The sequence below is a fragment of the Tessaracoccus yangjingae genome (genome assembly GCF_054483935.1).
Genome location: NZ_CM137014.1, coordinates 881,555 through 898,867 on the forward strand (window position 1 = coordinate 881,555; position 17,313 = coordinate 898,867).

General features: G+C 71.5%; 15 protein-coding genes. 6 read left to right on the forward strand and 9 right to left on the reverse strand.

The window, feature by feature from the left end:
- Positions 1 to 7: 7 nt before the first annotated feature.
- The 3 genes from ACX1D3_RS03875 to ACX1D3_RS03885 all read right to left on the reverse strand — a co-directional run bounded on the left by ACX1D3_RS03875 (position 8) and on the right by ACX1D3_RS03885 (position 3,438).
- Complete coding sequence (locus ACX1D3_RS03875) at positions 8 to 2,680, reverse strand: winged helix-turn-helix domain-containing protein (RefSeq protein WP_458995671.1); 2,673 nt, start codon at positions 2,678 to 2,680, stop codon at positions 8 to 10.
- Between the two features lie 75 nt (positions 2,681 to 2,755).
- The gene (locus tag ACX1D3_RS03880; RefSeq protein ID WP_458995672.1) at positions 2,756 to 3,244 is read right to left on the reverse strand and encodes a DUF8691 family protein; all 489 of its coding nucleotides are present in this window, start codon (positions 3,242 to 3,244) and stop codon (positions 2,756 to 2,758) included.
- Positions 3,214 to 3,438: a LapA family protein gene (locus ACX1D3_RS03885; RefSeq protein ID WP_458995673.1), complete on the reverse strand. Its 225-nt coding sequence runs from the start codon at positions 3,436 to 3,438 to the stop codon at positions 3,214 to 3,216. The genes ACX1D3_RS03880 and ACX1D3_RS03885 overlap by 31 nt, the downstream gene beginning before the upstream one ends.
- Before the next feature lie 174 nt (positions 3,439 to 3,612).
- On the opposite strand from ACX1D3_RS03885, the gene ACX1D3_RS03890 reads away from it, so the two are divergent.
- From ACX1D3_RS03890 to ACX1D3_RS03905, 4 genes are all read left to right on the forward strand, one after another.
- Positions 3,613 to 5,175 (forward strand): SLC13 family permease, encoded by a 1,563-nt coding sequence (locus ACX1D3_RS03890; protein ID WP_458995674.1) that lies wholly within the window; start codon positions 3,613 to 3,615, stop codon positions 5,173 to 5,175.
- A 100-nt stretch (positions 5,176 to 5,275) separates the two neighbouring features.
- Positions 5,276 to 6,484, forward strand: coding sequence for a hypothetical protein (locus ACX1D3_RS03895; protein ID WP_458995675.1), 1,209 nt, complete (start codon positions 5,276 to 5,278; stop codon positions 6,482 to 6,484).
- Between the two features lie 61 nt (positions 6,485 to 6,545).
- The gene (locus ACX1D3_RS03900; RefSeq protein WP_458995676.1) at positions 6,546 to 6,932 is read left to right on the forward strand and encodes an SHOCT domain-containing protein; all 387 of its coding nucleotides are present in this window, start codon (positions 6,546 to 6,548) and stop codon (positions 6,930 to 6,932) included.
- Between the two features lie 380 nt (positions 6,933 to 7,312).
- A complete protein-coding gene (locus ACX1D3_RS03905; RefSeq protein ID WP_458995677.1) occupies positions 7,313 to 9,760 on the forward strand; it encodes a glycoside hydrolase family 3 protein in 2,448 nt (815 codons plus the stop codon).
- Between the two features lie 117 nt (positions 9,761 to 9,877).
- Here the strand turns inward: ACX1D3_RS03905 and ACX1D3_RS03910 are convergent, their stop codons facing one another.
- From ACX1D3_RS03910 to ACX1D3_RS03935, 6 genes are all read right to left on the reverse strand, one after another.
- Entirely contained in the window at positions 9,878 to 11,056 is a 1,179-nt protein-coding gene (locus tag ACX1D3_RS03910) for a S8 family peptidase (protein WP_458995678.1), read from the reverse strand.
- A 397-nt stretch (positions 11,057 to 11,453) separates the two neighbouring features.
- Positions 11,454 to 12,182, reverse strand: coding sequence for an FMN-binding negative transcriptional regulator (locus ACX1D3_RS03915; protein WP_458995679.1), 729 nt, complete (start codon positions 12,180 to 12,182; stop codon positions 11,454 to 11,456).
- Between the two features lie 69 nt (positions 12,183 to 12,251).
- A complete protein-coding gene (locus tag ACX1D3_RS03920) occupies positions 12,252 to 12,707 on the reverse strand; it encodes a GyrI-like domain-containing protein (RefSeq protein WP_458995680.1) in 456 nt (151 codons plus the stop codon).
- Between the two features lie 37 nt (positions 12,708 to 12,744).
- Positions 12,745 to 13,005 (reverse strand): helix-turn-helix domain-containing protein, encoded by a 261-nt coding sequence (locus ACX1D3_RS03925; RefSeq protein WP_458995681.1) that lies wholly within the window; start codon positions 13,003 to 13,005, stop codon positions 12,745 to 12,747.
- Positions 13,005 to 13,745 (reverse strand): hypothetical protein, encoded by a 741-nt coding sequence (locus tag ACX1D3_RS03930; RefSeq protein ID WP_458995682.1) that lies wholly within the window; start codon positions 13,743 to 13,745, stop codon positions 13,005 to 13,007. Before ACX1D3_RS03930 ends, ACX1D3_RS03925 begins: the two co-directional genes overlap by 1 nt.
- Before the next feature lie 160 nt (positions 13,746 to 13,905).
- A complete protein-coding gene (locus ACX1D3_RS03935) occupies positions 13,906 to 14,928 on the reverse strand; it encodes an alpha/beta hydrolase (protein WP_458995683.1) in 1,023 nt (340 codons plus the stop codon).
- A gap of 408 nt (positions 14,929 to 15,336) precedes the next feature.
- On the opposite strand from ACX1D3_RS03935, the gene ACX1D3_RS03940 reads away from it, so the two are divergent.
- Positions 15,337 to 16,353 (forward strand): squalene cyclase, encoded by a 1,017-nt coding sequence (locus ACX1D3_RS03940; RefSeq protein ID WP_458995684.1) that lies wholly within the window; start codon positions 15,337 to 15,339, stop codon positions 16,351 to 16,353.
- Positions 16,350 to 17,306, forward strand: coding sequence for an LppM family (lipo)protein (locus ACX1D3_RS03945; RefSeq protein ID WP_458995685.1), 957 nt, complete (start codon positions 16,350 to 16,352; stop codon positions 17,304 to 17,306). Before ACX1D3_RS03940 ends, ACX1D3_RS03945 begins: the two co-directional genes overlap by 4 nt.
- The last annotated feature ends 7 nt before the right edge of the window (positions 17,307 to 17,313 follow it).

Here is a 17,313-nt window from a genome sequence, read left to right on the forward strand (position 1 = left end):
GGGCGGGTCACGTGGCGATCGTGCGCGTCAGCCCGTCCAGCAGCCCGGCGTCGCGGGCCACGCGCACGGCCTCCCGGCGGCTGTTGACCGTCAGCTTCCGGTAGATGGACTTGAGGTGCTGCTTGACGGTGTTCTCCGACACGCTGAGGGCCGCCGCGATCTCGGCGTTGGACCCCATCGTGGGGAGGTAGGACAGCACCGCCCGCTCCCGTTCCGTCAGCGGCACGAGGGCCCGGCGACCGGGCGAGGGCGCTGAGCCGTCGGCGATCCCCAATGCGCGATCCACCAGGCCGAGATGGCTGCCCACCACGTCGCGATGGCGGCGCAGCGCGGCGGCGAGCTGGCGCGACTGGCGCAGGAGGAACAACTCCGCGCCCTCGCTCGCGGCGAGGTCCAGCGCGCGTCCCATCGCCTCGATGGCGAGCGAGTCATGCCGGAGGCGGTCCTCGGCCGCCGCGACGGAGAGCCACGCCTGGACCGCCTCGCCGCCCACGACATCGAGCAGGTGGGCGACGGTGGCCCGCACGCGCTCCGGCCTGCCGGTGGCCAGGAGGAACCGGGCACGGCAGTTGGAGACCGCATCGGGCCTGGGGGCGGGCGCCTCGCCTCGCCCGATGGGTGAGGCGTCGTACTCGGCCAGGGCGATGCGGGCCGCCTCGGTGTCGCCCTCCGCGAGCGCGAGGTCGACGCGGAGGGAGGTGAGCAGGGCCATGGGCGTCAGCATGCCGGGGCGCCTCGCGACCGCGGCCCGGGCGGCGGCAGCCCCGCGTCTCGCACCGGCGAGGTCCCCGGTGCCGAGCGCCTGACGTGCGGTGATGATCTGCAGCGTCGCCGCGACGAAGGGGTTGATCGACTCCCCACCGGCGTCGGCGCACTGGCTGCGCGCTGAGGCCGCGCCGTCGGTGTCTCCGGCGTACAGCAGGGTGGTGGCCAGGGCGAGCCACGCCCATTGGCTCTCGTAGGAGCGCGAGCGGCCATGCCGCCGAGCTACTTCCAGAGCGTCCTCGGCTGTGCCGCGCGCCAACGACAGCCGCCCGCTCCCGGCCTGAGCCAGGGCCAGGATCCCGCCGTAGTACACCTCGCCGTAGGCGTTGAGCGGGCCGGCGGGATAGGACTCCACGGCCTGCGCCAGCAACCGTGCCGCCAGGTCCGGGCGTCCGGCCCACAGCTCGGCCACGCCGCGGAGGGCATGGGAGAAGCCGCCGTAGGCCGCCCAGCCGGGGGCCTCCGCGGCGCTGATCCCGGCGAGCAACTCGTCGGCCCGGGTGGAGGCCTCCCGCATGACCAGGGCGTCGCCGTCGCGATGGGCCTGGGCGGCCCGCAGTGACTCGATCGTGATGGTGGCCAGGCCCCTGCGCCGCTCGGGCAGCGCCGAGATGTCCGCCCTGGCCAGGAGCCCCTCGACGGCGCCGCGGTCCCCGCGGCAGTAGGCCGCCACCGCGTGCGCGACGGCCAGCTCCGGGTGGTCCACCGTCACCGCGGCCGGGACCCGCGACATCGCCTCGACGTAGGGCTGCCGGTCCGTGGTGAACAGGGCCACCGCGCCCGAGCGCATCGCCATCCGGCCGGCGAAGTCCCAGTCCCCGGAGGCCGTGGCATGGGCGAGGGCCTTCGTCCACGCACCGTTGTCCTCGAACCAGAGCGCGGCCCGGCGATGGAGGTCCTGTGCCAGCTCGGGGCTGGTGGACATCAGGCGTGCGCGCAGCACCTCGGTGAGCAGCGAGTGCGTCCGGTACCAGCCGGTGCCCTCCACCTCGTGGGCGAGAAGCTGCTCCCTGGCCAGCGTCCGCAGCATCTCGTCGGCCCGTGGTTCGTCGGTGAGCGCCACCGCGAGCGGTGTGCACAGCCGTCCGGTGACGGAGGTCCTGAGGAGGAACTCGCTGTAGGCGGGGGGAAGGAGTTGGAGGACCTCGTCCCACAGGTACTCCGAGACCAGGAACGTGACCCCGCCGAACCGCTCGATGGCGAGCGTTGGATCCTCGGCCACCTGCAGCGTCAGCGCGGCCATCCTGAGCGCCGCCGCCCACCCGGCTGTGGACTCCATGAGCCTTTCCAGCGCGACGGGGGTCAGCGTCACGCCGGACTCGGCCATCAGCTCCTCGGACTCGGCGGGGGTGAAGGCCAGGTCTGCCAGGCGCAGCTCGCCAACTCTGCCCTCCAGACGCAGCCGCTGCAGCGAGACCGGGGGGTCGTGGCGCGCCACCAGGACGAACCGCACTCCGGCAGGCGGCCAGCGCAGCACCCGGTCGATCCAGTCCAGCGCGGTGCCCCCGTCGAGCTCCTGCACGTCGTCGAGCACCAGCACGAGGCCGCCGGCGTTCCCGGCCACCGACTCCAGGAAGTCCGCGTCCGGCGCGTCGGGGATCTCGAGGCCGCTCAGCGCCCCGGGCGCGGCCGCGACCAGCGCCGACAGCACCGATGCCCAGAACCGCGTGAGGCCGGCGTCGCCCCGATCGAGCGACAACCACGCGACGACGCCGGGCGGGTGGCCGACGAGCGTCCAGTCCGCCACGGCCAGGGTCTTACCCGTCCCGGCAGGGCCGGTGACGAGGGTGACCGGGTGGGACAGGTGGGAGTCGAGAAGGGCCGTGATGCGGGGACGGCGGATGAACCGTTCCGAGCGGACCGGCACGCGAAACCGCGTCTCGCTGAAGGGACGGATCTCCTGACCTGCACGCACGCTGGCCTCGTTCCTGTCACTGGTGGCCTGTGGCGTCATCCTAAACGACGCCATGTAGCAGGAGCGACCACAGCCTCAGCCGTCGACGTGGATTCCGCGGAGGTTCAGGGCCAGGTCTTCGAGGGTGTCGAGAACCTCGAAGAGCGCGTCTTCGCTGCCGAGCCGGAAGACCAGGGTGGTCGACGGCGGGTTCTGATAGACGTCCGCAGCGCGGAGGATCACGGACACGATGCCCGCCGCGTGGCCGTCCACCTCGACACGCGCCAGGAGTGCCTCGCGGGGCGCCTCGCCCTCCGGGTCGGCGGGGTCCGGCACAGGTGCGGCGCAGGGTCTCTCCACCGATCGCAGCCGCAGCCCGGCCCGGCGGAGGCGGTGCAGCACCCCCCACAGTTCGGCGGTGTCCATCACCGTGCCCTGAAGGAGCGTGCCGTCCGGCAGGGGGGTGGCAACCAGCCCGCCCAGCTCCGCCGTCAGGTCGGCGCCCACCTCGCCCTCCGCATGGATGCGGATGCCCAGCGGCGGCCGCCGGCCGGTTACCCGCGCCGGCGGCTGATCAGCCAGCATGTCGCAACCCCGGCGAGGAACACGCCGCTCAACGTGATCCAGAGGGGAGCCTGGAACGTGAAGGCCAGCAGTTCGATGCCGACGATCTGGCGGTTCTGGACGATGAACGCTCCGGCGAGGACCGCGACGGCGACCCCCACCCAGGTGCGGGGCGAGCGGAGGAAACTGCCGCCGGTCTGCTGGGTGTCGCTCATCGTGCGTCCTCTCCGGCCCGGCGGTCAGCCGGGCGCACACTCATCCTCCCGCGCCGGAGTTCCCGGCGGATTACCCGTGAAGGGTGATGCCCGGGGAAGGGGTCGAGGGGAGGGTAGGGCGAGGCGTTCCGCGTGGCGTTCCCCGCCTCATCCACCCGCACCTAGGAGCCCCTTGTGACCGACAGCGTCATCACACTCGTCGTCCTGGGGGCGACGGTGGTCCTCTTCATCCTGGACCGCCTCCCCGTCGCCGTCGTGGCGCTCCTCGTCCCGTTGAGTCTCTGGGCCACGGGCGTGCTCGAGCTCGGCGAGGCCACTGCCGGCTTCGGTGACCCCACAGTCCTGTTCATCGCGGCCCTGTTCGTGGTGAGCGAGGCACTGGACAAGACCGGGGTCACCGCCTGGGTGGGCAACTTCGCCATGGAACACGGCGGGGACAGCCCCACCCGGCTGATGGTCACCGTCATGCTGGTTGTCGCGGTGCTGACGGCCCTCATCAGCCCCAACGGGGCCGTGGCGGCGCTGACGCCCGTGGTGGTGGTGATCGCCCTCCGGGCGAAGCGGTCGCCGTCCGAGATGCTCCTGCCCACGGCCTTCGCCGCGCACGCGGGCTCCCTGTTGATGCTCACCGGGTCGCCGGTGACGGTCCTCGTGGCGGACTACGTCGAGGAGGTCACCGGCCAGAGGATGGGCCTGTTCACCATCGCCGCCGTCGGCGTCCCGTTGGTGCTCATCACCATCCTCATGGTCATCGTGTTCGGCTCGAAGCTGATCCCGACCCGCACCCCCGCCCGGGCACTGCGTGACTTCGGCGCCCACGGCGACACCCTGGCCGCGCACTACGGGGTGGAGGGTTCGCACGCCACGCTCATGGAGCGCGGCAGCGGCGCGGCCGAGTTCATCATTCCGCCCCGCTCGCAGTTCATCGGGGACGTGGTGCACCGGGGCATGGTGACCGAGAGCGGCGAGCTGGTGGTCGCCGCGATGCACCACCGGGGCCAGGACGTGCACGAGGAGGTCACCCTGTCGGCCGGTGACACGCTGCTGCTGCAGGGATCCTGGGAGGCGCTCGACAACGCAGCCGAGGATCCCGACATCATGGCCGTGGACGACCCGGACACCGTCCGTCGTCAGGCCGTACCTCTCGGCGTCGGCGCGAAGCGGGCCATCGGCGTCCTCGCCGGCATGGTGATCCTGCTGACGACGGGGCTCGTGCCCGCCTCGGTGGTGGGCATCGTCGCGGCCCTGGCGATGATCCTGCTGGGCGTGCTCACGGTCGAAGAGGGCTATCGCGGGATCTCCTGGACCACCGTGATCCTCGTGGGCGGCATGATGTCGATGTCTGCCGCCATGGTGGCCAGCGGCGCGGCCCAGACGCTGGCCGAGCGACTCGTGGCGCTCATCGGCGACGCCGGGCCGTACGCCCTGCTGGCCGGCCTGTTCGTCATCACCGCGGTGCTCGGGCAGCTGATCAGCAACACGGCCACCGCGCTGATCGTCATCCCCGTCGGGATCTCGGCCGCGGCGCAACTGGACGTCTCGGCGGTGCCGGTGCTCATCGCGGTGGCGGTGTTCGCGGCGGGCGCGCTGCTGACCCCCGTCGCCACACCGGCCAACCTCATGGTCATGGAGGCCGCGGGGTACCGGTTCGGCGACTACTGGAAGCTGGGCCTCCCCCTCCTGCCCATCTACGGGCTGGTGGGCATCTTCCTGGTCCCGCTCATCTGGACTTTCTGATCTCGGGAGGATGGCTCACCCGCTACGGGTGATGCTGTGGGGTGTCAATGGGGCAAGTGTTGCGGTGTTCAGCTGTGCCCATCGGGAGGATAAGACTCATATGAACGCGGTTCTCGCCTTCGCCATCGTCATGGCGGTCTGGACGGTCAGCGACTGGGTGGCGAAGAAGACCCAGTCCCTCTTGTCGTCGCTGTTCGTGGCGTCGATCATCTTCTTCATCGGCTTCCTCACCGACATCTTCCCCGACGACCTCCTCGCCAGCTCCTCCCTGCTGGGTCTGGGCGGCGTCGTCGTGGGCTTCATCATCGTCCACCTCGGGACGCTGATCAGCATCGACGAGTTCAAGCGCCAGTGGAAGACCGTCGTGGTGGGCGTCTCCACCGTCGTGGGCATCGGTGTCCTGCTCTACATCGCCGGCTTCATCTTCGGCGGTGGCCGGCGTCAGGGTGCCTACGACGGGGTCTCGCAGGCCATGGACTACGTGGTGGCCGGCATCGGATCGCTCAGCGGAGGCACCATCTCCGTGCTCATCATCCAGGACGCGGCGCTCGGCGTCGGCCTGACCTCCGTGGCCATCTTCCCTGTGCTGATCGCCGCCCTGCAGGGCCTCGTCGGCTTCCCGCTGACGTCGATCATCCTGCGCCAGGAGGCCACCAGGTTGAAGGGCGAGTACCGCGCCGGACGGCTGGAGGCCCCGGCGGCCGCGGCCTCCACGGCGGATGCCGCACCGTCGAAGATGCCCGCGTTCCTGAGCACCACCCCCGGCACGCTGCTGGTGGTGGGCGCGGTGGTGCTGATCTCGATCCTCATCAACAACCTCACCAGTGGGATCCTGAACACCTTCGTGGTGGCGCTGATCTTCGGCATCGCCCTGCGCGCCTTCGGGATCTTCAAGCCCGGCATCCTCAACGGCATCGACGCCTACGGCCTCATGATGCTCTCGATCATGATCCTGGTCTTCGGGCCGCTGGCCACCGTTCAACCCGCGGACGTCGCCGCGCTCGCCGTGCCGCTGTTGATCGCCTTCGCGTTCGGCATCGCCGGCATCGCGCTGTTCGCGGCGGTCGCGGGCAAGCTGCTCGGCTATACCGTCCCGATGTCGATCGCCATCGGCCTCACCTCGCTCTACGGCTTCCCGGGCACGATGATCCTGTCGCAGGAGGCCGCCAAGGGCGCCGGCGAAACCCCGGAGGAGGTCGCGGCCATCGAGGGCGCGATCCTCCCCAAGATGATCATCGCCGGCTTCTCGACGGTGACCATCACGTCCGTGATCGTCACCGGGCTCATCGCGGCCCGCATCGGCAGCTGACCCCGTCGGTCCGGGCCCGGGGACGCCGGGTCTTCATTCGCACGACACAGGAGGAAGAATCATGATTCGACGTAGAGGCCGGCCCGGCCTCCTCGGCACCGCCGCCCGCACGGCAGTCATCGCCGGCACCGCCACCAGGGTCTCCGGCAACGTGGCGGCCAAGCAGCAGGCCGCTGCCGCTCAGGAACAGGAACTCGCCGTCGCGCGGGCCCAGGCCCAGCAGGCGGCCCTCGACGACGCGGCGGCCCGCGCCGTCGCAGCCCAGCAGGCGGTTGCCGCTCCGGTCGTCGCGGCCCCGGCCGCTGCCCCGGCCGCTGCCCCCGTCGTCGCTCCGGCTGAGCCCGCGGATCCGCTGGCACAACTCGAGCGCCTCGCCGCGCTGCACGAGAAGGGCCTGCTCTCGGCGGAGGAGTTCACCGCCGCGAAGGCCAGGCTGCTCGGCCTCTGACCTGACCGTCGACCCCCGTCGCGGATCCCCCGTCCCCCTCATGGGCCGGCGGGGGTTCTGTGTCCGGGGGCGAGACAAGTCGCCGACGCCTGTCTTGGGCGGGTTCGCCTGCCCTCGGTCGTGTGGCCGGCCTTGTTCGCGTCCGCCTGGCTCGTGCGGCATGGCCAGCCCCAGCGGGCAGGCGAGCACGTGGACGGCTGGCGGCTTGATCCGCGACAGGCGAGACCCCAGGACGCAGGCGACGGCTGGGAGGCAGGCGGAGGGATCGCACTAGCAGCATCGAAGCGCTTCGCCTATGCTGGGGTCGCCACTCAGTGTCGGATTCCGGACGGTCTGTCGTCCAAGAACCGACACCCACCGACCACCCTCGAGGACCCCCGATGCCGCAGGAACTCTGGCGCCTCTACCGCAAGGCGATGCACACCGTCGTCAACGGACTCTCCCAGAAGTCGGCGGGCCTCGTCGACACCGACCGCACGGTCTCGGACCGGATCGTCGAGCTGTGCCGCCGCTCCGCCGCCGAGGGGGTGGTGCTGCTGCGCAACGAGGCCGGGGTGCTGCCGCTGGCGCCGCGTGACGAGGTGGCGTTGTTCGGGCGGGTGCAGTGCGACTGGTTCGCCGTCGGATACGGCTCGGGTGGCGACGTGAAGGCGCCCTACGAGGTGTCGCTGCTGGGAGCGCTGCGCGAGGCGGGTGTCCTGGTGAGCGGCGAGTTGGCCGACGCCTACGAGGCATGGTCCGCCGCCAACCCACCCGACGAGGGGTACTGGGGCAACTGGCCGCGACACTTCGACGAGATGCCACTGGACCCCGGGCTGGTGTCGCGGGCGGCGAACACGGCCGGGACGGCCGTCGTGGTGCTCGGCCGAGCAGCCGGAGAGGATCGCGAGAACGTCCTGGAGAAGGGCTCCTACTACCTCGCCGACGCCGAACGGGCCATGCTGGACGCCGTCGTCGCGCGGTTCGAGCGGGTGGTGGTCATCGTCAACACGGGCAATGTGATGGACCTCTCCTGGGCGGAGGAGTACGGGGACCGGCTCGCGGGCCTGATCCTCGCGTGGCAGGGGGGCATGGAGGGCAGCCGGGCACTGGCTGACGTCCTGACCGGCGCGGTGTCGCCGTCGGGGCGCCTCACCGACACCATCGCCCGCCGCTACGAGGACTACCCCACCGCCGCGAACTTCGGCCACAAGGACTACAACCGCTATGCCGAGGACGTCTTCGTCGGCTACCGCTACTTCGAGACGTTCGCCCCAGACTCCGTGCTCTACCCCTTCGGGTTCGGCCTCACCTATACCACCTTCGACCACTCGGGGGTCGCGTTCGAGGCCGGCGAGGTGGTGCGGGTCGCCGTGGACGTGACCAACTCGGGGGCGCGAGTGTCGCGGCAGGTGGTGCAGCTCTACGCGCAGGCGCCCGACGGCGCGTTGGGCAAGCCGGCCCGCGTGCTCGTCGGCTATGTGAAGACGCGCGCGCTGGCGCCGGGCGAGTCCGAGCGGGTGGAGCTGTCGGTGCCCATGGATGAGCTCGCCAGCTACGACGACGGGGGCGCCACCGGCCATCGGTCGGCGTGGGTTCTCGAACCGGGGGCCTACCGGTTCTTCCTGGGCGCGGACGTGCGCGTGGCCGCCGAGGTGCGGCTCAGCGACCTGCGGGTGGTGGAGCAGTTGGCCGAGGCGTGCGCCGTCGATCCGTCGGCCGCGTTCCGCAGGATGACGCTGCGCCGCGCGGGCGGGGAGGCGCGCGTGGGGTGGGAGGACGTGCCGGTGCGCACCGTCGACCTCCGCCGTCGGATCATCGACGCGCTGCCGGCCGAGGTGCAGGTGACCGGCGACCGCGGGATCTCACTGGGCGCCGTCGCGGCGGGCGAGCGTTCCCTCGACGAGTTCGTCGCGCAGCTCAGCGACGAGGAGCTTGAGGCTCTCACCCGGGGACACGGGCGGATGAACAGTCCGCTCGGCCCGGCCGGGAACGCGGGCGTCTACGGGGGGATCCTGGAGTCGCTGCGGGACAAGGGCGTGCCGCCTGTCACCTGCACCGACGGGCCGTCGGGCATCCGACTCAGCGCCTACGCGTCGCTGCTGCCGTGCGGGACGGCGCTGGCGTCGACGTGGGACCCGCAGCTGGTCCGCGAGCTCGCGGCGGAGCACGGGGCGGAGATGATCCGGAAGGGCTCGGACGTGCTGCTCAGCCCCGGCATGAACATCCACCGCGACCCTCTCTGCGGGCGCAACTTCGAGTACTTCTCCGAGGACCCGCTGGTCACCGGGCGGATGGGCGCCGCCGTCGTGGCCGGGGTGCAGGCGCAGGGTGTCGCGGCCTGCCCGAAGCACTTCGCGGCCAACAATCAGGAGACCAACCGCAGCAGGCACGACTCGCGGGTCTCCGAGCGGGCGCTGCGCGAGATCTACCTCAAGGGGTTCGAGATCTGCGTCAAGGAGGCCCGGCCGCGGACCATCATGACGTCGTACAACAAGATCAACGGGGTGTGGGCGCACTACAACTACGAACTGATCACCACCATCCTGCGCGGCCAGTGGGGCTACGACGGCATGGTGATGACCGACTGGTGGATGCCACACTCCCGCGACCCGCACTTCCCGGGGCTCTGGGACTCGGCCTACCGGGTGCGCGCCGGTGTGGATGTGTTGATGCCCGGCTCCACCGTCGACTGGCTGCGCAAGGGGAAGGACCGCTCGCTGCTGCGGTCGCTGGCGAAGGCCGACGGGGTGGGTCGCGGGGAGTTGCAGGCTGTGGCGGGGCGGGTGTTGCGGTGCGCGACGATGTCGCGGCCGTCGGCGCTTCTCCATGAGAGGCCCGGGGGATAGGCCCTCCTTCGTGGGTGTCGGATTCCGGACGGTCTGTCGTCCGAAATCCGACACCCACGACGGGCCCCGTGGCGGAAGGGTGGTGCAGGGTGTCGTGACTGACGCGGGAAGGCGAGTTCAGGACGACGGCGCCGCGTAAAGCAGCAGGTTGGGGCTCCTGCGGCCGGCGCTGGAGACCACGCCCGTCGTCGCGTTGGAGGTGATCGCGCTGCTCACCTGGGAGGTGGTCAGCGCGGAGTCGGCGTCGAGGAGGCGCGCCACCGCGCCAGCCACGTGGGGAGCCGCCATCGAGGTCCCCGAGATGGTGCGGGTGGCGGTGTTCGACGAGCCGATCCACGCCGAGGTGATGGACGCGCCCGGGGCGAACACGTCGACGCACGAGCCGTAGTTGGAGAACGAGGCCCGGGCGTCCGTGCTGGTGGTCGCGGCCACCGTGATGGCGGCCTTCACCCGCGCGGGGGAGTAGAAGCAGGCGTCGCGGCTGCTGTTGCCCGCCGCCACCACGACGCTGACGCCGTCGCTGATCACGCTCACCACGGCGGCGTCGATCGCGTTGGAGATGGCGCCGCCGAGGCTCATGTTCGCGACGGCGGGCTGGGTCGTGTGGTCGCCCGCCACCCAATCCAGCCCGGCCACCACCTGGCTCGTGGTGCCGGAGCCGGAGCAGTTGAGAACCCGCACCGGCACGATACTCACGGCCTTGGCCACGCCGTAGGCCATGCCGCCGACGGTCCCGGCGACATGCGTGCCGTGACCGTTGCAGTCGGTGGGCACGGCGTCGTTGTCGATGAAGTCGTACCCGCCGGTGACCCGGCCGCCGAAGTCTGCGTGCGCGGCGAGGACGCCGGTGTCGATCACGTAGGCGGTGATCCCGTCCCCGGTGGTCCCGTAGCTGTAGGAGGCGTCGAGCGGACGCAGCCGCTGGTCGATCCGGTCGAGGCCCCAGGTGGCGCCGGTCTGAGTGTCGCTGATGCTGAACACCTGGTCCTTCTCGACGAGAACCACGCGCGGGTTCCGCGCGAGGGCAGCAGCCTGCGCCTGGTTCATCGTGGCGACCATGCCCGGGTAGACGTTGGTGAGCACCCTCCCCACGGCCAGGCCGCGCCCCGCGCCGGTGGCCGCTTCGGCGCGGGCGTTCACGCCGTCGCGGAACTGCACGACGTAGGTGGCCGTGTCCGACGGGGCGCCGGAGGCCGGGCCGGGGATCACGGCCAGCGACAGGGCGAGGGCGAGGGCGGCGAGAGCCCGACCCCCGGCCCGCCGTGCGGCGACGAATCGATGAGCGTGCGATGCCATGGCGGTCTCCCTGCTGTCCGTGCTGCTGGTCCGATCGTATTGCCGGGCGTTCCGCGGGCGATAGGGGATGGGCCCCCCTCCGTCACGAGCGCCACGGGGAGGGGATGCATGCAGCTCAGGTGCTTGTCAGGGGCGGCGCCGGGGCGGGCGTGGCCCACGGTGCCGCTCTGATCGGGCCTGTGCCGCGCGAGTTTGTTTCCCCTCGCAGCAACTCGGCCCCGGCCGTCGCCAAGGAGCCCTGATCAATGCTGTTCTCGGCGACGAGGTGCCGGGCGGGACGAGACGACACCTCTATATCTGGTGTGGGTATTCGATACCCCTACCCGGACGGAGGGTGCCAGGAGCCAGGTGCCGGATCCGGTGCGCCGCAGTCAGGACATCTGTGATCAGTGGTTCCCTAACCCCGTGGCAGTGGCTCGGTGCTTTCCACGCTCGAAGCGACCCTCAGATCCCGCTCACGGCCGCGCTCCCTCAGCCCCTCGACGACTCCCGAGCGGTCGGCGTCGGTGCGGTTGCGCGAGAGCTTGAACCGCCCCACCACCTCGGTGATCTCCAGTTCCACGCCGACGATCCCCTGGAGCATCGCTGCCACGAAGTCCTTCGGCGCCTCGGCGCGGGACCACGGGCCCCGATGGGCGTCCGCCGCGTGGGGGATGTCGTGGAGGCGGTCGGCGTCGAGGGCGGTGGCCTGGGCGATCACCTCGGCGCGCAGGCGGTCGGGGTCGCGGTGGACGCTCAGCCACCCGGCGATCTGGACCTGCTCGTAGTCCCACGTGCCGACGGCGCGACCCTCCGCACGCCCGCGCGCGGCACCGCCGTGCTCGGGGGGCTGGATGCTCGGGTACCAGCGCGGGCTCACGTACGCGTGGGCGCCCTGGACGACCACGCGGCAGGGCACCAGCGCCCCGGCGGGCAGGTCGAACTGCGGGTTGTTGGCCGACGCGTGGGCGATCAGGCGCCCCTGCCCCCAGACTGTGGGCAGCAGCGTGGCCGACGGGGCGCCGTCGCCACCGGTGATCCACAGCCCGGCACCAACCTCGGCAAGCAGCGCCTGACAACGGTCGACGTCGTCCACCCGCTGGCTGCTGGGGACGTAGACCTCGCTCCGGGGCGGCTCAGGATGCATGCTGGAATGCTACCCCCACCCGGTTTCCCGCCCGCGGGCGACCCCGCCGCGACCCGGCCGCGGGACCGGTCAGGCCAGCGGCCAGACGATCAGCGTCCGCCACGTCGCCGGGTCGGGCTCGGCCTCCGGGTCGCTGACGTACTGCTCCCACATCCCCTCGGCCAGCGCCAGGCCCTCCAGCTTCACCCAGGTCATCAGCTGGCCGTAGGTGCCCTCCAGTTGGTCGTACGGCCCCACGTGGGTGCCGACGACCGCCTGTCCGCCGGGCAGTTCGAACGGTTGAACGTCGCCGGCCTGGACCTCCGCCGACACCGGGAACCCGATCGACACGTCGACGGTCTCTCCCGGCATCGAGTGGTAGTAGCCGAACGGCGGCCCGGTGACGGTTGCGCCCTGCTCGGTGACGGCCCTCATCACGTGCGAGAAGCCGGTGTCGAACGCCGTCGTGAGTTCCGCCATGGGCACGGTCCTGCGGACCGCCGCCGCCTGCTGCGCATCGATGGTGCTGATGCTGAACTCGGTCATCACATCCTCCTCGGCCCCGACATTGGAGCCCTTGAGTTCAGTATGCGCCGGAACCCGGTCGGCGTCGGGGCTCGTCAAGGACCAGCAGGTCCCCCACGTCGCAGTCCAGCACCCGGCAGATGGCACGCAGGGTGGAGAAGCGCACCGCCCGGGCGCGGTCGTTCTTCAGGATGCTGAGGTTCACCACGCTCACCCCCACCAACTCGCTCAGCCGGGTCAGGGTCATGCCGCGATCCAGGAGGAGTTCGTCGAGGCGGCAGTGGATGCCGGTCTCCTCTTCGGGCTCGGCGGGGACCATCAGACGAGCCCGGCGATGTCGCGCTCGAGGACCTCTCCGTAGCGGAACGCGGCCGCGACGGCGGCGAGGGCGAACCCGGTGAAGATCGGCCAGAAGTGGATGGTGATGCCGAGACGCGGTTCGGGCATGAGCACGGTGGGATCGTCGATGCCGAGCGATTCGTCCCAACTCCAGCCGACCGCCCCGAGGGCCTCGTTGGCCGCCATGAACTCGCCGATGCCGGTGCACACCTGCCACAGGATGCCGCCGCCGATGAGCGCCGCGGCGGCGAGCAGGACCGCTGTGCGCACCACGGGCCGGAACGGTTCCCCGGCGAGCAGGCGGTGAGCGATGAGGAACACCGCCGCCGTGACGGCCAGCTGGGTGAGGCCCTGCACCAGGCTTCCCGCGGCGAGGAGCGCCCGGGTGCCCAGGCCGAGGCCGGAGACCGAGGACAGCGTCTCGGTGAAGCCGCCGCCGACGATGCGGGCGTCTCCGCCGGGAGTCATCTCCACGCCGTCGGGGAGGACGGGCCAGAAGGTCTGGACGGGCAGCGGGACCTCGATGGTGTCGAGCGTCAACTGGGACACCACGGCGACCACGGTCACCGCGAGAACGATCGCCGCGTAGGCAGCGGCGCCTCCCCGGACCAGCCTCAGTGCCGTCGCTCCTCCGCCCACCCGGCCGCGCGCGATCAGCGCGACGAGGGCGACGACCAGCGCCGCCGCCACGACCGCCATGCCTGCTGCCCCTGCGAACATCGCACACCCCTAACGTTTCTCGATACTAACGATAAACGTTATGTTAACCGAAGTCAGGCCCAGCCGCAAGGGTCGCGGCCACCCCGTGCCTGGCCGCGTCACGGCGACCCAGGCCGACGGCGGATGCGGCCTCCGGGCGTGCCTCACCACCGCGCCCGCCTCAGCATCGATCGCGGAGGCCGGCGGACGGGGGCTGACGCAGGGCGGCCAGTTCGTCCCCCAGCGCCTCTGCCGATTCGGGGCTGATGGCCTCCGGGTTGAGGCCCAGGATCTGGCGCACCGACATCGCGCCCGCGAACGCGTCGCGCTGGAGGGCGGCGGCGAGCGCGGGGGCGTGGCGCCTGACGGCATCGGCGGCGCGCTCGTCTGTCATCAGCCGGCCCAGCGGCATGTCGAGGCCCAGGCGGCGGCGGTTCGCGAGCGTGCTAAAGGACTCCTGTTCGCCCTCGACGGCGAAGTCACCGAACACCGCCCGGAGGAAACGCACCGACTCGCGCAGCCATTGCGCCACCGAGGGCTCGACCATCGGGGCCTGCCCGTTGGCCGTTGCCGCCGTCGCGAGGCTCAGGCCGTGCGGGCCCAGGAGATAGATGTGCGACTCGAAGGGCACCCCGTGCTCGGCCAGGGCGGCCAGGAAGGCGATCGAGTTGCGGATGGGCACGACGGTGTCGTCGCAGGTGCTGAACAGGAAGGTCGGCGGAGTATCGGCCGAGACGTGGCTGGGGACGTCGACGATCTCCTTGCCCACCGGCGGGCCGAACTCCTCGAGCGTGACCGGGTAGCAGGCCACCAGCGCGTCGGGCTTGTCCTCGGCCGCGGTGGCCAGGCTGCAGGCCAGGTGCCCGCCCGCGGAGAAGCCCACGACGGCCACCTTGGCCGGGTCGATGTGGAGGACATCGGCGTTCTCCCGGATCCACGCGAGCGCGGCCTTGGCGTCGTCGAACGACTTCTCGAACGGGTTCTCGGGGCCGACGGCGTAGCGGAGCACGAACGCGTTGAACCCCTCCGCGAGGTAGGCCAGCGCCACGGGCTCGGCCTCCCGGTCCGAGGTGAAGAAGTAGCCGCCTCCAGGCAGGACGAGGACGGCGGGGCGGGTGGCGGCCGTCGTGAGTTCGGCGCTGGGCTCCTGGACGTATGCGGTGAGAACGGCATCGTGGCCGACGGTCTGGGTGAGGATCTGCATGGCCACATTCTTGCGGCACGCCCGAGCGCTGAGGAGCCGGCCCACTGCGGGTTCGCCTGGCTTGCCGGCTTTCGCCTGGCTTGCCGGCTTTCGCCTGGCTCGGGCGACTTGGCCAGCCTGATTCCGTGCCGCCAGCGATCGGTGGTCTGACCTGCCCGTACGGGCAGGCGAGGACCGAGGGGGCAGGCGAGGACCGAGGGGGCAGGCGAGGACCGAGGGGGCAGGCGAGGACCGAGGGGGCAGGCGACACGCTGACGCACGACGACTCCGGTTCGCTGACACGAAACGCCGTCGGACGCGCGGGCCGCATTCGCCGGTGTGCCGATGCCGGGGGTTGCGACGGCGTGTCGTGCACGGGCAGGGTGCCTGGACCTATCGCGGCTCGCGCTGACGGGCCTACGCTCGGGTATGCGCCTCGACCAGGACCTCGCCGACTGGCTCCTCGACACCGACCCGGCCCTCCGCTGGCAGGTCCAGCGAGACCTGCTCAAGGAACCGGAGGCGGTTTGGCGGTCCACCCGCGACTCGGTCGCGACGGAGGGGATGGGTGCGCGGCTGCTGGCCCTCCAGGACCCCGACGGCCAATGGGCGGGCGGTGCCTACTTCCCCACCCGGGCGGACCCGCGGGCGCTGAACCACCCCGACGACGACGAGGGCCAGCCCTACACCGCGACAACGTGGACCCTCAACACCCTCCGCGAGTGGGGCCTGGACGCCTCCGCCCTCGCCGGGACGGCCGAGAAGCTCGCGGCCAACAGCAGATGGGAGTACGACGACCTGCCCTACTGGGACGGCGAGGTGGACTGCTGCATCAACGCGTTCACCCTCGCCAACGGAGTCTGGCTCGGGGCCGACGTGAGCGGGCTCGCCGGATGGTTCCTCCAGCACCAACAGGCCGACGGCGGCTGGAACTGTGAGTGGGTGGAGGGTTCCACCCGCTCGTCGTTCCACTCCACCCTCAACTCGCTCAAGGGGATCCTCTGGTACGAGCGGGCGGTCGGGGGTCTTGAGGGGCTGAGGGAGGCCAGGCATCGCGCCCAGGAGTATCTGCTCGAACGCCGGCTCCTGTACGGGCTCCGCTCCGGGGAGCCGGTGGCGGACTGGGTGGGCCACTTCGCCTACCCGCTGCGCTGGGTCTACTCCGCGCTGCACGTGCTGGACCACCTGCGTGAGGCCTCTGAGTTCGACGGGGTCCCGCCCGATCCGCGGGCCGCGGACGCCATCGAGGTGGTCCGGGCGGCCCGCCGTGACGACGGCCGCTGGCTGCAGGGCGGGCGCTACAAGGGCCAGGTCTGGTTCGAGATCGACGCTCCGAAGGGGGAGCCGTCGCCTTGGCTCACGTTGTACGCAACCCGCGTACTGGACTGGTGGGATGCCGCCGAAGGCGCGACACCTCCGGGGCCGTCGGCTACCGTCGGATCATGACACCGAACCCCGGGGGGCGGGTCCTCCCGATGGCGCTGCTGCCTCTCCTGCTGTTGCTCGGCGGATGCGTGAGGCTGGATACGGACATCGTCATCTCCTCCCGCGACACCGTCGACATGACCATGCTGATCGCCATCCAGGACGAGTACGCCGCCGCCGTGGACACCCTCTGCGAACAGGACGGCGCCGGCGGAACGGTCAGCGACTACGACGCCGACGGCCATGTGGGCTGCATCCGAGAGGTCCGGGGCGCGCCGCTGTCCGCGCTGTCCGACGACAACCTCGATCTGAGCATCGTGCACGCCGACGGCGAGTACAGGTTCGCCATGATCAGCAACGAGGTGGGCGTGTCGTCGGGGGGCGACGAGCAGCTGATCGCGTCGCTCTTCACCGACTTCCGGGTGTCGGTGACCTTCCCGGGGGAGGTCACCGCGCACAACGGCTCGAGCACCGTCGACGGCACCACCGTGACGTGGACCGACGCATCGGACATGGCCTCGGGTGAGGGGCTGAGGGCGACGTCGGACGAGGCAGGCTCGGTGCTCGCGCTCCTCCCATGGCTGGGGGCTGCGCTCCTCGTCGCGGCGGGCGTGGTGGTGGGGTTGCTCCTGCTCAACCGTTCGCGCAGTGCGCCTGCGCCGGGGGCTCCGCAGTGGTCGCCCCCGCCCGGCGCGGGATTCCCGCCCCCGCCCGTCGCGGGATTCCCGCCCCCGCCCGGGCGACAGACGCCCGGTGCCGGTTACCTTCCTGGCGCCGGACATCCTCAGTCAGGGGAGCACCCACCCCGGCCGGCCGGCGGATACCCCCCGGCGCCCGGCTACCCGCCGGCATCGGGTGGATACCCGCCACCGCCGCCGAAGCCCCGCGTCGGTGACTACGCCGACCCGTCCTACCTGGACTCGCCACCGCCCGAGGACCAGCCGCCGCGCAGCCCCTGGGCTCCCCCCGGCTGAGGCCGGC

What these genes read in the sequence shown, in the direction of transcription:
- ACX1D3_RS03900 (WP_458995676.1), top strand. Translation starts at nt 6,546, where the DNA reads ATGATTCGACGTAGAGGCCGGCCCGGCCTCCTCGGCACCGCCGCCCGC.
- ACX1D3_RS03945 (WP_458995685.1), top strand. Translation starts at nt 16,350, where the DNA reads ATGACACCGAACCCCGGGGGGCGGGTCCTCCCGATGGCGCTGCTGCCT.
- ACX1D3_RS03920 (WP_458995680.1), bottom strand. Translation starts at nt 12,707, where the DNA reads ATGACCGAGTTCAGCATCAGCACCATCGATGCGCAGCAGGCGGCGGCG.
- ACX1D3_RS03940 (WP_458995684.1), top strand. Translation starts at nt 15,337, where the DNA reads ATGCGCCTCGACCAGGACCTCGCCGACTGGCTCCTCGACACCGACCCG.
- ACX1D3_RS03880 (WP_458995672.1), bottom strand. Translation starts at nt 3,244, where the DNA reads ATGCTGGCTGATCAGCCGCCGGCGCGGGTAACCGGCCGGCGGCCGCCG.
- ACX1D3_RS03905 (WP_458995677.1), top strand. Translation starts at nt 7,313, where the DNA reads ATGCCGCAGGAACTCTGGCGCCTCTACCGCAAGGCGATGCACACCGTC.
- ACX1D3_RS03935 (WP_458995683.1), bottom strand. Translation starts at nt 14,928, where the DNA reads ATGCAGATCCTCACCCAGACCGTCGGCCACGATGCCGTTCTCACCGCA.
- ACX1D3_RS03895 (WP_458995675.1), top strand. Translation starts at nt 5,276, where the DNA reads ATGAACGCGGTTCTCGCCTTCGCCATCGTCATGGCGGTCTGGACGGTC.
- ACX1D3_RS03885 (WP_458995673.1), bottom strand. Translation starts at nt 3,438, where the DNA reads ATGAGCGACACCCAGCAGACCGGCGGCAGTTTCCTCCGCTCGCCCCGC.
- ACX1D3_RS03910 (WP_458995678.1), bottom strand. Translation starts at nt 11,056, where the DNA reads ATGGCATCGCACGCTCATCGATTCGTCGCCGCACGGCGGGCCGGGGGT.
- ACX1D3_RS03930 (WP_458995682.1), bottom strand. Translation starts at nt 13,745, where the DNA reads ATGTTCGCAGGGGCAGCAGGCATGGCGGTCGTGGCGGCGGCGCTGGTC.
- ACX1D3_RS03925 (WP_458995681.1), bottom strand. Translation starts at nt 13,005, where the DNA reads ATGGTCCCCGCCGAGCCCGAAGAGGAGACCGGCATCCACTGCCGCCTC.
- ACX1D3_RS03915 (WP_458995679.1), bottom strand. Translation starts at nt 12,182, where the DNA reads ATGCATCCTGAGCCGCCCCGGAGCGAGGTCTACGTCCCCAGCAGCCAG.